At 59.4% G+C, this 13,413-nt stretch carries 13 protein-coding genes; 3 read left to right on the top strand and 10 right to left on the bottom strand.

What is annotated here, in order from left to right:
• Nucleotides 1-40: 40 nt before the first annotated feature.
• Nucleotides 41-307, top strand: coding sequence for a hypothetical protein (locus PIN01S_RS14975; RefSeq protein WP_139809703.1), 267 nt, complete (start codon nucleotides 41-43; stop codon nucleotides 305-307).
• 426 nt (nucleotides 308-733) lie between these two features.
• Nucleotides 734-1,587 (top strand): IS5 family transposase gene (locus tag PIN01S_RS14985; protein ID WP_139809704.1). Its coding sequence is split into 2 segments (ribosomal slippage): nucleotides 734-1,076 and nucleotides 1,076-1,587, totalling 855 coding nucleotides; the frame shifts between segments, so codons are not numbered across the junction.
• Between the two features lie 322 nt (nucleotides 1,588-1,909).
• Here the strand turns inward: PIN01S_RS14985 and PIN01S_RS14990 are convergent.
• From PIN01S_RS14990 to PIN01S_RS15010, 5 genes are all read right to left on the bottom strand, one after another.
• Entirely contained in the window at nucleotides 1,910-2,290 is a 381-nt protein-coding gene (locus PIN01S_RS14990) for an HNH endonuclease (protein ID WP_084336490.1), read from the bottom strand.
• A complete protein-coding gene (locus tag PIN01S_RS14995) occupies nucleotides 2,287-2,595 on the bottom strand; it encodes a hypothetical protein (RefSeq protein ID WP_084336491.1) in 309 nt (102 codons plus the stop codon). Before PIN01S_RS14995 ends, PIN01S_RS14990 begins: the two co-directional genes overlap by 4 nt.
• A 164-nt stretch (nucleotides 2,596-2,759) precedes the next feature.
• A complete protein-coding gene (locus PIN01S_RS15000; protein ID WP_084336492.1) occupies nucleotides 2,760-3,395 on the bottom strand; it encodes a 7-cyano-7-deazaguanine synthase in 636 nt (211 codons plus the stop codon).
• A gap of 246 nt (nucleotides 3,396-3,641) precedes the next feature.
• Nucleotides 3,642-4,439 (bottom strand): restriction endonuclease, encoded by a 798-nt coding sequence (locus PIN01S_RS15005; protein WP_084336493.1) that lies wholly within the window; start codon nucleotides 4,437-4,439, stop codon nucleotides 3,642-3,644.
• Nucleotides 4,440-5,326: 887 nt separating this feature from the next.
• Entirely contained in the window at nucleotides 5,327-5,932 is a 606-nt protein-coding gene (locus PIN01S_RS15010) for a hypothetical protein (RefSeq protein WP_084336494.1), read from the bottom strand.
• Between the two features lie 382 nt (nucleotides 5,933-6,314).
• Between PIN01S_RS15010 and PIN01S_RS15015 the strand changes: the two genes are divergently transcribed.
• Nucleotides 6,315-6,815 (top strand): BRO-N domain-containing protein, encoded by a 501-nt coding sequence (locus PIN01S_RS15015; RefSeq protein WP_169715834.1) that lies wholly within the window; start codon nucleotides 6,315-6,317, stop codon nucleotides 6,813-6,815.
• Between the two features lie 550 nt (nucleotides 6,816-7,365).
• Here the strand turns inward: PIN01S_RS15015 and PIN01S_RS15020 are convergent.
• From PIN01S_RS15020 to PIN01S_RS15040, 5 genes are all read right to left on the bottom strand, one after another.
• Nucleotides 7,366-8,337, bottom strand: a complete 972-nt coding sequence (locus PIN01S_RS15020) for a peptide ABC transporter ATP-binding protein (protein WP_084336496.1) — start codon at nucleotides 8,335-8,337, stop codon at nucleotides 7,366-7,368.
• Nucleotides 8,337-9,311, bottom strand: a complete 975-nt coding sequence (locus PIN01S_RS15025) for an ABC transporter ATP-binding protein (RefSeq protein WP_084336497.1) — start codon at nucleotides 9,309-9,311, stop codon at nucleotides 8,337-8,339. The genes PIN01S_RS15020 and PIN01S_RS15025 overlap by 1 nt, the downstream gene beginning before the upstream one ends.
• Before the next feature lie 322 nt (nucleotides 9,312-9,633).
• A complete protein-coding gene (locus PIN01S_RS15030; protein ID WP_084336498.1) occupies nucleotides 9,634-10,560 on the bottom strand; it encodes an ABC transporter permease subunit in 927 nt (308 codons plus the stop codon).
• A 151-nt stretch (nucleotides 10,561-10,711) separates the two neighbouring features.
• Entirely contained in the window at nucleotides 10,712-11,722 is a 1,011-nt protein-coding gene (locus PIN01S_RS15035; protein WP_084336499.1) for an ABC transporter permease subunit, read from the bottom strand.
• A gap of 101 nt (nucleotides 11,723-11,823) precedes the next feature.
• Nucleotides 11,824-13,410 carry an ABC transporter substrate-binding protein gene (locus tag PIN01S_RS15040; protein ID WP_090257252.1) on the bottom strand — a complete coding sequence of 529 codons (1,587 nt, stop codon included), beginning with the start codon at nucleotides 13,408-13,410 and terminating at the stop codon, nucleotides 11,824-11,826.
• Nucleotides 13,411-13,413: the final 3 nt, after the last annotated feature.

A 13,413-nucleotide genomic window follows, 5' to 3' on the forward strand; every position in this document is an offset into this window, starting at 1 on the left:
GTGAAGAATTCCATCTAATCACTGTTGGGCGTAAAAGCAGATGGCATCTAAGATTCCTGAAGTAAAAGAAATGCTCGATGCTGGTAGTCGTTATCTCACGGGGAGCTGTTCAATTCAAGAACTGAACGGCTATGCCAGCCAGCTAGCCACGGTAGTGCGTTTCTTTGAAGCTCATCCCAAGATAAAAGAAACAGCGGATGAATGGACGGCCATGATTTACCGGCGGTGGAACGAGTGGAATGATGTTAAGGAGCCCTTATCCGAAGAGGAATTTCGAAAGTGGCTGAAAGATCAATTGCTCAAGTAATGTGCAGGCTACGCCCAACAAGGCGCTCAAATCGCTCACTTCGTTCGCTGGGACGGGCTAAAGCCCGCCCTTTAGCTAATCGTTATGTGTGAGATCAGGTGCATGACGGAAGAAGAGATAAGGCAGCTTCTTGAAGAAAATCGGACCTATCATCTACCTGAAGCAATCTTGGTACGAGAGTTCTCGCTTGGCCTGATTCGGGCTGATGACCCGATGTTCCTTCTTAAGGTGCCACAGCCCTACCGAGGCCAAGTCATAGAGTTCGGCATGAGCGTCACAAGTGAGTGGTACGAAATCTCCAACAACGGCACGCGCGACTACTCCGAACATGCGCCAAAACTGCATGAGCTAGTTGAACGCTTTCTTAGGTTCTGTACGAAAAGTCTAAGCGGGTAGAATCGGCGCCATGACAGGCTGGAGGCCCGCATGGCGAAGCGTTACGAACTCCCGGATGCAGCTTGGGAGCTGATCGTTGATCTGGTTTCCCCCGAACAGAAAATGGGGCGACCCCGCAGTGATGACCGACTGATGCTCAATGGCATCTTCTGGCTTCTGTGCTCAGGAGCAGCTTGGCGCGACCTGCCCGAGCGGTTCGGCCCATGGTCGACGGTGTATCAGCGGTTTCGTGACTGGCGGGATGACGGCACGTTCGACCAGGTTCTTGAGCGTCTGCACGTTCGCCTGAATCAGGAGGGGTTGATCGATCTGGATACTTGGATGATTGATTCCACAGCGGTGCGAGCAACCCGAGCCTCTTCTGGCGCCGGGAAAAAGGGGGGCCAGAAGAGCCGTTAGATCATGCCTTGGGACGCAGCAGAGGTGGCCTGACCACCAAGATCCATATGGTTTGCGATGCCAACGGCGTGCCTCTGCGTTTTTTGCTGTCGCCGGGTCAGGCCAGCGATATATCGAATGCTCAGGCACTGTTGGATCAGGTGCGCATCCCCGGCAAGCAAGGCCGGCCTCGCAAGCGCTGCCGCTGGTTGCTAGCCGACAAGGGCTACGATGCCGAGCATCTGCGCCAGTACTGCGACCGTTACCGCATGCAGCCGGTGATTCCGCAGCGCACCATGAAGCGCAACCCCAAGCCAGGACTGCCCCGGCTGTTTGATCGTCCGAAATATCGGCAGCGCAACATCATCGAGCGGATGTTTGGCTGGCTGAAAGAGAGCCGGAGAATTGGCACCCGTTACGACAAGCTCGCCAGAAGTTTTGGTGCGATGGTCACGCTGGCTTGCACGCTGCGGTGCTTACGGCAGTACTTTTCGTACAGAACTTAAGTCTTCGATTTTTTCAATTTTTGCAGGTAGCTTCTTGCTGCCTGAAATTCTGTAGTCGAACCTAAAATAGTAAAACACTCCAAGAAGTAGAAGTGACAGCGACACCAATGGAATCCAATTCTTAGATAAGAGCAATTTCCAGCCAATAAATGAGCAGTTCTCCCCGAGACATATAGGGAAATCAGCAGTAATAACAATTATTAAGAAGAAGAGAAGCCATAGCGACAGTATATATAGCTCTTCAAATCTTCCCTCTGCTCAATTTTTGGGTTGCTCTAACGCTGGAGTTAAGCGGCCAGCTTTAGCTGGTCCGCTTGAATGACTAGTTAGACTGACTAAGATTCATGTATCGGTCTTCAAGGTAGCGAAGAAGATCGTGTGGATCTACTTCGGCACGCTTGGAACGATTGCAGCTACTATGTGCCAACTGAATGTTGGAACTTTCGTTTCCACCGCCATAGCAGAATGGAATCTTATGGTCGACGTCCATTTCACTAAGTTCTAATGGCTGATTACACAGTGCGCACAATCCACCTTGTTTTCTGTGCAGGTCTCTAACAACATCAATAATCCATGGGCGTCTCTTGGCAGGCGCCAGATTCTGCAAAATCTGTGAGCATTCAATAAGATTTATCCAGAACTCATCATAAGCATTGCGGGCAATTAATGCTGCCCGGCTTTCAAGATCTTTTGGCTCAGTCATGCTTTGTTTGCCTTTAGCTGCTTAGCAATTCTTGTTTGATTGTTTCTTAGTCTTCGAAGCAGGCCTTTGGCCCGTTCATTGCTTTGCTGATATTCGGCGGCAGAAATTAGGGACTCGATCGAGTTGATCATGCTCTCAATCTGCCCCTTCATCAGTTGGAGTTCTTGTTCGTTCCTATTTTTGTAATCTCCGAAGTTGTCAAGCGACGAGGAGATATGCTGCTCCAACGTGTCGACTCTGGAATCTAGTGCGTTGAGTCGATTCTCTATTTCAGCAAACTTCTTTTCAATTTCTTCAGGCGCCATATCAAAGTTCCTTGTTTCTTGATTGATACACAGCAGGTATTGTGATCTGTCTAACGTTTGACATGAGAGGCGCTGCCCGACTTGCCGGATAGCGTCCTCTCGATGGAAGGGTTAGGCTTCACGCAACCGTGCGCTTGGTAGCGGCGAGGACAGCTCTGCGGTCTTTACGAAACTGCGTAGGCCGTTGGATCGGGTATGCCCGCAAGACTGAAAGCATTTCTCCGCTCAACGCAAGCTGGACAAGCACCGCAGTGAAGTCTCGTTGGTTGACTACACGAGCGAGTAACTTCGAGCGGGACCCCGAGACTGCTCGCCAGCTGTAAAACTTCGGCTTTAGTCTTTTCTAGGAGAGGAAAGTTGAAGTCGAACTGAACGCTCTGCACCTCGCGAATTGCACTACCCCAAGTCTTCAGGTACGCCTTGGTCGCTTCAGGTCCCGGCGCATCCCCGCCATGCATACCAGTCACAAAGGTGTCAATTCCAGCAGACACACAATATGTGGCAGCGAGCCCGAATAATCCGTGCGGACAGTTTGCACCGCGGTCACCGCCAGCAAAGCTGATCGCGAGAGATGGCTCAGGCGTCAGGCCAAGAAACCAGTGCTTTAGCCCAGAAACATTAACCACCTCCAGTGGCACACCGATTGTGCGGCACACCTGTCGTGCAGAAGTGAGTTCGTAGTCAGCGCTGAGTTGGCCAATGTCAAAAAAGACTGCGCTAGTCTGAAAACTTTTGGCAGTCAGAAAGAGCGCTGTGGCCGAATCTGCTCCGCCAGAGAGCATTACCAAGGCTTTCTTCATTGAGGACCTCCTAAATCGCTAAGGGAAGAGCAGCTTAGCTCTGCTGTTCTCAAAATGAAGTAGCTAGAACATACAGGGGCTAACTCATTTTGAGGATGCCTTTGGCGCCCGCTTCTGACAAAGCGTCCGACCGTTGCTTCTTTGAACTCGATCGTGCATGACTGATGAAGCCTAACGTTTGGTTAAGGGGCGGGCTTTAGCCCGTCCCAGTGAGCGAAGCGAACGGTTTGAACCAGTTGTTAGCCGCTACTTCTCCTCAAGCTTGCCTGTCATTGCCTTTGCTATGAGCTCAGTAATGTAAGAGTCTCGCGCTCTGGTTCTGCCAGTACTTGGTCGATAGTCCCCATTCTCGTACATGCGCCATTCTGCATTCAGAAGACGCTCATCCAAGTGATTTAGGTTCAAATTGAGCCAATTGCATAGCTGCTGGAAACTGTCCGCGGTGGCTTCACCTTTGCGCTCTGTCAGCACCATTTGTAGATCAATAGGATAATTTCTATCTTCTGCCGCCATTATTGCGCTTCTAGCGGTTGCCAGAAGTTCTTGGCCAGTGAAAGTGAAAACATTGTCAATCACGTCATGCCGAAGGCCGTACTCAATTCTCGTGCGCTTGGAATGCGACCAGTATCTATCCTCAAGCAAATTTATTCTTTCTCGATAAGTCCTAAGGATCTCGCTCTCTGCAAACTCTCTTGTATCAGAGGCTAGCTCGTCGAATGTTTTAAGTTTTATGTTGGTTTTGTCCGCGGCTTCGATGGCACCTTTCTGAAAACCCGCCATAGAAACAATGAAGCCCCGATCAGCGCCGATATCATCAACAATTGCTCTGAGGGCCAGTACCTGATTTTTTTTAACTTTTTCTTTCCAGAATTTCGCCTCAATTAGCCATACCAGATCCTCCCCGAGATATCTGGTTTGCACATAGACATCGATATCGTGACATGTTCTGACACCTTGTATGCGAGCGTTTGTTCGAGCCTCTGCGCCCAAAGACACAAAGTGATCTTTTATCCGTTCCTGAAATTGGAACCATTCTTCTGACATCGCTAAATCTCAAGGTGTGGCTAACGTCTGACATAAGCGGACGACAAAAAGCGTAGCTTTTTGGCGGTCCGCTTGATGGAAAAGTTAGGCGTCACTGGCAGACGCTATCTCTCCAGCATACACATCGACTTCCTTCGCAGACCGGCCTGGAAGTGGAAGGGCAACACACGCCACCGGGGCCACTAGCACAACCTCCGCAAGGACCAACGTATCCAAGCCGATTTGCAAGAACCTTAGAAGGCTGGATTTCCGCAGCACCTTTGAATTCTAGCTTCTGTTCCTGCTTTGCCGGCTCCTTAGTACTTGAAACTGCTTGTTGGCCGTCCGCGGAAATGGCGGAGAAGGAGATGAAGAAAAATAATGACAGCAATACAGCTTGAATCAGTTTCATTTTTCACTCCGAAGAATTGTAGAAATCTATTCGAATTTGATGCAGATAAAGCTACCTGCAAGTATTAGTTGCAATCCATTCCGTCCTTCCAGTGGCAACACGACTTGCATCATCCTGCCCCCCGCCGTACCTGCATTGGTCTTTACTCTGAGCCTGTTGCTGAGCAGAGTTTCTCGCATCTGCGCATGATGACGTAGACGTTACTGTTAAATCTGTGTACGCACGATCGGACCCATTGTCACGATCTTTACAGTGGATGCGGAGCACTGCTGTGTAGCTTGGCTGCGCAAATGCGGGGCTCACCACGACGCTACAAAGGGCAATAGCTGCAATTAGCTTCATTATTGACACTCCTTCTTCTTGCAGTACCTCGAATTGAGGCGTCGAGTTTTCGCCTAACAGCGATTAGATGGAATTCTTCGCTAATCCAATAGTAGTGAATTCTGTAATAACGCCGCATCTCCCCATCCACCACGCAGAAAAATTTAACAGCCAATTAACGAGTTAGGTCAGCAGCTCCTACCGCAAGCCGTATTCGCTTGACTTCTGCATTTCTCCCGATCATTCCTGCTATATAAAAATCCAGCAGCTGAATAGGGTGGATTCTAAATAGGCTCACTGGCAACTCCTGACCGTCAGCGGCCAAGCACCCTCCATCACATCCCGTATATATCGAATATCCCAAAACACACCCCCGTGAATTAATTCCTCTCTTCGCCACCCACCTCACCAGGAAAATTTCACCGACCAGCCATTCAAACTGCTGCCAACTGATGCCATCCAGAGCCTTGCCAAGTTGAGCGGCATTAGCCACGCCCCTCCAGCACCGACGGCGAGTGCGGCCAACAACGGAGGCGGAAGCACCCATTAGGAAGAAAGGTGGCAACAGGCATTGCTCAAGCTGGGCGAAGGCGCGGAAAACCTGCCCGGTCACCAGCGAACTGAATGCGTGGGGGTTGCTGATGGGTGCCGGTTGGCTGATGGCGATGGAGTGGAAGATGAACCAGGCACCAGCAGCAATCAGCACGCTGGCCCACCAGGGCAGGCGGCTGGCGATAGGGGAAAGGTCTTCGGTGGGTGTTGTTTTGCGGTGTTTCGCCATCCCTGCGTTCCCTGACTGGCCATCCATTGCTTGGCATAGTGCCACTACGGGGACTATAGACGCTGATTCGGATCGGTAAAGTGCCGTTTGGCTGATCGAGCACAAGCCTCGTGGAGGGCGTACAAGCGAATCGCATTGCAATCATACGGGACGCGCTTCAAGCGACGTGCGTGACGGAGTGGCCGCCCATCGACTCCATGCCGGAATGTCTCTTGTTCTTCTCTCTACCCCGGCCTATCCTGCGCCGGCCACGGTTGTCCGTGGCCGGGTTTGGCGACCCGGAAAGAATAGGCGCGATCCGCGCCTGGTAATGCATGTCTCTACAGCGCTCTATGGCCGGAATCGCGTGGGTCTTCGTCGAACTACGCAGGAGTCTTTTGCCATGGAAAACGCTTTCTCTCCCCTCACTCTTCACCGCTACGACCGCCCCTTGCGCGGTGTGATGATCGACGGCCAGCCCTGGTTCGCCGCCTGGGATTTCGCCCGGCTGATCGGCCATCGCCACCCCGAGCGCATCGGCCGGATGATGGAGGACGACCAGATTCGCAGCGTGCGTTTCGCCCTGGTCAGCGGCGAGACGGAAGATGTCGAGGTCATCAGCGAATCCGGCGCTTACCGGGCGCTGTGGCGCTACAACCACCCGGAAAACCGCAGCCTGCGCCGCTGGCTGACGCTGGAGGCGGTGCCGCTGCTGCGCGATGCCCGCGGCACGGGCCCTGCCTGCCCCAAGCGCACATTGTTGCAGTGGGGTACGCAGCAGGTCGGGTTGCTGGAGTGGCAAGGGGTGTTGTGGGTGCCGTTCGATGCGCTGCCGAGGTTCGCGGCGCCGATAGCGGAACGACGGCCAATGCGGCGTGGGTTGTTGGGGCGTTGGGGACGGTGACGGGCTCTCGGCGATAAGGGTGCCAAGGGCTGGAGTCCATTCGTTCCAGCCCTTGGGGGCACATTTCAACGGGCTTCGGCGTGGGGCGAGTTCATTCGCCCAGCCCACCTTCGCCGGGCGAATGAATTCGCCCCTACATGGAGGTCCGGCTTTGTCTTTGGGAGTGAAACGGGGCCACGCAAAGCTTCGCCAGCAGAGCTGGCTCCTACAAAAGCCGCCGTGCCTCGGGGATCGTGGTCCGTGCAGGGGCGAATTCATTCGCCTGGCCCACCCTCGCCGGGCGAATGAGTTCGCCCCTACGTAGTCCGGCTTTGCCTTTGGGAGTGAAACGGGGCCACGCAAAGCTTCGCCAGCAGAGCTGGCTCCTACAAAAGCCGCCGTGCCTCGGGGATCGTGGTCCGTGCAGGAGCGAGTTCATTCGCCCAGCCCTCCCTCGCCGGGCGAATGAATTCGTCCCTACGTAGTCCGGCTTTGCTTTGCGGGAGTGAAATTGGGCTACGCAAAGCTTCGCCAGCAGCGCTGGCTCCTACAGGTGAGGGGCTACGGGCGGTCAAGGGTTGATCACCTCCGCGTGGTGACAGGCCACTTGGCGCGCATCGAGCAGGCGCAGTTCCGGCACTTCCACCGCGCAGCGCTCGGTCGCGTAGGGGCAGCGCTTGTGGAAGGCGCAGCCGGTCGGCGGGTCGAGCGGGTTGGGCAGTTCGCCCTGGATCTTGATCTTCGGTTTGGCCGGGTCGGGGTGGATGGTCGGGGTCGCGGAGAGCAGCGCCTGGGTGTAGGGGTGCAGCGGGCGGCTGTAGATGCGCTCCGCGTCGCCCATTTCCACCGGGCGGCCGAGGTACATCACCAGGATCTGGTCGGCGACGTGCTGCACCACCGACAGGTTGTGGGAGATGAACACGTAGGCGGTGTTGAACTGCTCCTGCAGGTCCATGAACAGGTTGAGCACCTGCGCCTGGATGGACACGTCCAGCGCCGAAGTAGGCTCGTCGGCGACCACGATCTTCGGGTTGAGCATCATCGCCCGGGCAATGGCGATGCGTTGGCGCTGGCCGCCGGAGAACATGTGCGGGTAGCGCTGGTAGTGCTCGGGGCGCAGGCCGACCTGCTGCATCATCGCCTGCACCCGCTCGCGGCGTTCGCTGCGGGACAGCGAGGTGTTGATCGCCAGCGGTTCGGCCAACTGGTCGCCGATTTTCTGCCGCGGGTTGAGTGAGGCGTAGGGGCTCTGGAAGACCATCTGCACGTCGCGGCGCAGTTGCTTGCGCTCGGCCTTGCCGGCGCCGGCGATTTCCTGGCCGGCGATCTGCAGCGAACCGGAGGTGGGTTCCTCGATCAGCGTCAGCGCGCGGGCCAGGGTGGATTTGCCGCAGCCGGACTCGCCGACCACCGCCAGGGTCTTGCCGGCGTCCAGTTCGAAGGACACGCCGTTGAGGGCGCGAACCGTGGCGTGGCCCTTGAACAGGCCGCGGGAGATTTCGTAGTGACGGGTCAGGTCGCGGGCGGTCAGGACGGCATTCATCAGGCCACCTCCGAAGACAGGTTGAGCGGATAGAAGCAGCGCACCGCGCCGCGCTCGTGGGCATCCAGCCCCGGCCGGCGCTCGCGGCAGTTCGCCTGGGCGTAGGGGCAGCGCGGCGACAGCAGGCAGCCATGCGGACGGTCGTAGCGGCCGGGGACGATGCCCGGCAGGGTGGCCAGCCGGCGCGCGCCCTGGCTGTGCTCGGGAATCGCCGCCAGCAGCGCCTCGGTGTAGGGATGGGTGGGCGCCTCGAACAGTGCCGGCACCTGGCCGACCTCCACCGCCTGGCCGGCGTACATCACGCAGACGCGGTCGGCGGTTTCCGCCACCACGGCGAGGTCGTGGGTGATCAGCACCAGGGCCATGCCCTGGTCGCGCTGCAGGTCGAGCAGCAGGTCCATGATCTGCGCCTGGATGGTCACGTCCAAGGCGGTGGTGGGTTCGTCGGCGATCAGCAGCTTGGGTTCGCCGGCGATGGCCATGGCGATCGCCACGCGCTGGCTCATGCCCCCGGAAAGCTGGTGCGGGTAGGCATCCAGGCGGCTGGCCGCGCCGGGGATTTCGACCCGTTCGAGCAGTTCCAGGGCCCGCTGGCGCGCGGCCTTGCCGGACAGGCCGAGGTGCTGGCGCAGCACTTCTTCGATCTGGAAGCCCACGGTGTAGCTGGGGTTGAGGGCGGTCATCGGGTCCTGGAAGACCATCGCCAGGTCCTTGCCGACGATGCGCCGACGCTGTCGGCCCTTGAGCTTGAGCATGTCGGTGCCGTCGAAGCTGAGGCTGTCGGCGCTGACGATGCCGGGAGCGTCGATCAGGCCCATCAGGGCCATCATGGTCACCGACTTGCCCGAGCCGGACTCGCCGACGATGGCCAGCACCTCGCCCTTGTCCACGCGAAGATCGAGGCCGTCCACCACCGGGACGGCGTTGGCGTCGCCGAAGCGCACGCTGAGGTTCTTGATGTCGAGGAGGCTCATGCGGCGGGCTCCAGGAGGCGTAGGGGCGAATTCATTCGCCCATGGGAGGCACGTCGGGCGAATGAATTCGTCCCTACGGGGGAGGGTTTGGTGTCGTGGGAGTGAGGGCGAACCCATGAGGTACGGGATTGAGCCGCGATCCCCTCACCCCAACCCTCTCCCCAAAGGGGCGAGGGGGCTGTCCGAGTGGGGCGAAGGATTTGCACGTATACCCCCTCTCCCGGCTGGGGAGACGACTGCATGGATGCAGGAGGTAGAGCGACGCAGGATGCCAAAGCCGAGGGGGCGGGGTTCCGGTCGAACACAAAAACCATCATCCACCTCACACCGCATTCTTCAGCTTCGGGTCCAGCGCATCGCGCAACCCGTCGCCCATCAGGTTGATCGCCAGCACGCTGAGCAGGATGGTCAGGCCGGGCAGGGAGACCACCCACCAGGCGCGCTCGATGTAGTCGCGGGCGGAGGCCAGCATGGTGCCCCATTCGGGCGTCGGCGGTTGCACGCCGAGGCCGAGGAAGCCCAGGGCGGCGGCGTCGAGGATCGCCGAGGAGAAGCTCATGGTGGCCTGGACGATCAGCGGCGCCATGCAGTTTGGCAGCACGGTGACGAACATCAGCCGTGGCAGGCCGGCGCCGGCGAGACGCGCGGCGGTCACGTAGTCGCGGTTGAGTTCGCCCATCACCGCGGCGCGGGTCAGGCGCACGTAGGCCGGCAGGTGCACGATGGCGATGGCGAACACCGTGTTGTTCAGCCCCGGGCCGAGGATGGCGACGATGGCCACCGCCAGCAGCAGCGAGGGCAGGGCCAGCATGATGTCCATCAGGCGCATGATCGACGGGCCGAGCAGGCGCGGGAAGAAGCCGGCGACCAGGCCGAGCAGGATGCCCGGCAGCAGCGACAGCAGCACCGAGGACAGGCCGATCAGCAGCGACAGCCGCGAGCCGTGGATCAGGCGCGAGAGCAGGTCGCGGCCGAGTTCGTCGGTGCCGAGGATGAACTGCGCCTGCCCGCCCTCCAGCCACATCGGCGGGGTGAGCAGGAAGTCGCGGTACTGCTCGCTGGGGTTGTGCGGCGCCACCCAGGGAGCGAACAGCGCGCAGAACACCACCAGCAGCATGAACAGCAGGCCGCCCACCGCGCCTTTGTTGCGCGAGAACGCCTGCCAGAATTCCTTCAGTGGGGACGGGTACAGCGCCACCGGTTCGGCCAAGGGGGCCTCGGCGCGCAGAGGTTGGGTCGTTGTGTTCATGTGGCTTCCTCAGAACCTGTTCATGGCCTCGCGAGCTAGCGCGAGACAAGGAAAAATCCGTCGAGAGAGCGCAGTTTGCTCCGGCAAATGAGCATCTCGAGAAGGGTTTTGACGTGGTATCGCCGACGCGCAGCAGGTCATGGTCGGGTTCTCAGCGTTGGTGGCGGATACGGGGGTTGGCCAGGCCATAAAGGATGTCCACCGTGAAGTTGACCAGGATGACCAGGCAGGCGATCAGCAGGATGCCGTTCTGCACCACCGGATAGTCGCGGGCGCCGATGGATTCGATCAGCCATTTGCCGATGCCCGGCCAGGAGAAGATGGTTTCGGTGAGCACCGCGCCGGCCAGCAGGGTGCCGATCTGCAGGCCGAACACCGTGAGTACCGGGATCAGCGCGTTGCGCAGGGCGTGCACGAACACCACACGTGCCGGCGACAGCCCTTTGGCCCGGGCGGTGCGCACGTAGTCCTCGCGCAGCACTTCGAGCATCGCCGAGCGGGTCATCCGGGCGATCACTGCCAACGGGATGGTGCCCAGTACGATGGCCGGCAGGATCAGGTGGCGCAGGGCATCGACGAAGGCGCCTTCCTCCTCGCTGAGCAGGGTGTCGATCAGCATGAAGCCGGTGACCGGCTCGATGTCGTAGAGCAGGTCGATGCGCCCGGACACCGGCGTCCAGCCGAGGCCCACGGAGAAGAACATGATGAGGATCAGGCCCCACCAGAAGATCGGCATCGAGTAGCCGGTGAGGGAAATGCCCATCACCCCGTGGTCGAACAGCGAGCCGCGTTTCAGCGCGGCGATCACCCCGGCGAGTACGCCGAGGGTGCCGGCGAACAGCAGGGCGGCCAGGGCCAGTTCGACGGTGGCCGGGAACAGGGTGAGGAATTCGCTCCACACGCTCTCGCGGGTGCGCAGCGACTCGCCGAGGTCGCCCTGGGCAAGCTTGCCGATGTAGTCGAGGTACTGGGCGTAGAGCGGCTTGTTCAGGCCGAGACGCTCCATGGCCTGGGCGTGCATTTCCGGGTCGACCCGGCGTTCGCCCATCATCACTTCCACCGGATCGCCGGGAATCAGGCGGATCAGCGCGAAGGTCAGCAGGGTGACGCCGAAGAAGGTGGGGATCAGCAGCCCCAGTCGGCGGGCGATGAAACTTAGCATCTTGGCGAGTTACTCCTCATCGTTCGGAGCACGCCCGCGGGCGGGGTGCTCCTTCTTGTCGGCCAGGGCGGCGACCTCTCGGACCGCCGCCCGTGCCACCGCTACTCCACCCGTGTGGTGGCGAAGTTGTTGTTGGTCATCGGGTTGATGACATAGCCCTGGACGTTCTTCCAGCGCACGTTGAACAGCTTGGGATGCGCCAGCGGCACCCAGGGCACCTGTTCGTGGAACACCTCGTTGGCCTGCTGGTAGAGCCGGGTCCGCTCGGCGTTGTCGGTGACGCCACGGGCCTTCTGGATCAGGTCCTCGAACTGCCGGTTGCACCAGCGCGCATGGTTTTCCCCGGACTCCGCCGCCGCGCAGCTCAGGTTCGGGCCGACGAAGTTGTCCGGGTCGCCGTTGTCGCCGGCCCAGCCGAGGATGACCATGTCGTGTTCGCCGTTCTTGGCGCGCTTGAGCAGCTCGCCCCACTCCAGGGAGCGGATGGTCATTTCGATGCCCACCTTGGCCAGGTCGGCCTGCATGATCTGTGCCGCCAGGGCCGGGTTGGGAATAGTGATGGAGGTCCCGTTGCGAATGAACATCGTGACCTTCAATCCCTCCACGCCGGCCTCTTTGAGCAGCGCCTTGGCCCGCGCCGGATCGTGCGGCCAATCGCGCACCGCGTGGTTGTATCCCAGCAGTGTAGGCGGATACGGCAGCACCGCCGGGGTCGCCGCGCCGGGCCCGAACACGCTGGCCAGCAGGGCCTGCTTGTCGATCGCCAGGTTGATGGCCTGGCGCACCCGCACGTCATCCAGCGGCTTGTGCTGGGTATTGATCGCCACGTAGGTGGTGAGCAGCGCCTCCATCTCGTCCACCGTGAGGCGTTCGTCCTGCCTCAAGGCCGGTACGTCCTCCGGCTTGGGATAGAGCGCCACCTGGCATTCCCGGGCGCGGACCTTCTGGATGCGCACGTTGGGATCGGTGGTGATGGCGAAGATCAGGTTGTCGATTGCCGGCTTGCCGAGGAAGTAATCCGGGTGCGCTTTGTAGCGGACCTGCGCGTCCTTGGCGTAGCGGGCGAAGACGAACGGACCGGTGCCGATGGGGCGGCTGTTGAGGTCGTTGGTCTTGCCGGCCTTGAGCAACTGGTCGGCGTACTCGGCCGAGTAGATCGAGGTGAAGCCCATGGCCAGGTCGGCGAGGAACGGCGCCTCCGGGCGGGTCAGGGTGAAGCGCACGGTGTGGTCGTCGACCTTCTCCACCGACCTGATCAGGTCGCCCATGCCCATGGACTCGAAGTACCCGTAGCCGCGCGGCGAGGACTCATGCCACGGGTGCTGGGGATCGAGCTGGCGCTGGAAGCTCCAGACCACGTCGTCCGCGTTGAACGCGCGGGTCGGCGTGAAGTAGTCGGTGGTGTGGAACTTCACGCCCCGGCGCAGGTGAAAGGTGTAGGTCAGGCCGTCTTCGCTGATGTCCCAGCGCTCGGCCAGGCTCGGCATCAGCTCGGCGGTGCCGGGCTTGAAAGCCAGCAGGCGGTTGAAGATCGCTTCGCCGGCGGCGTCGTTGGTCACCGCGCCGGTGTACTGCACGATATCGAAGCCTTCCGGCGCGGCCTCGGTGCATACCACCAGGTTCTTCGCCAGGGCCGGCGCGCTGCCGAGGGCCAGGAGCAGGGGCAGGTAACGCAGGGTCGGATTCATGCT

The organism is Pseudomonas indica NBRC 103045 (assembly GCF_002091635.1).
In the GTDB taxonomy this organism is placed as follows: Bacteria; Pseudomonadota; Gammaproteobacteria; order Pseudomonadales; family Pseudomonadaceae; genus Pseudomonas_M; species Pseudomonas_M indica.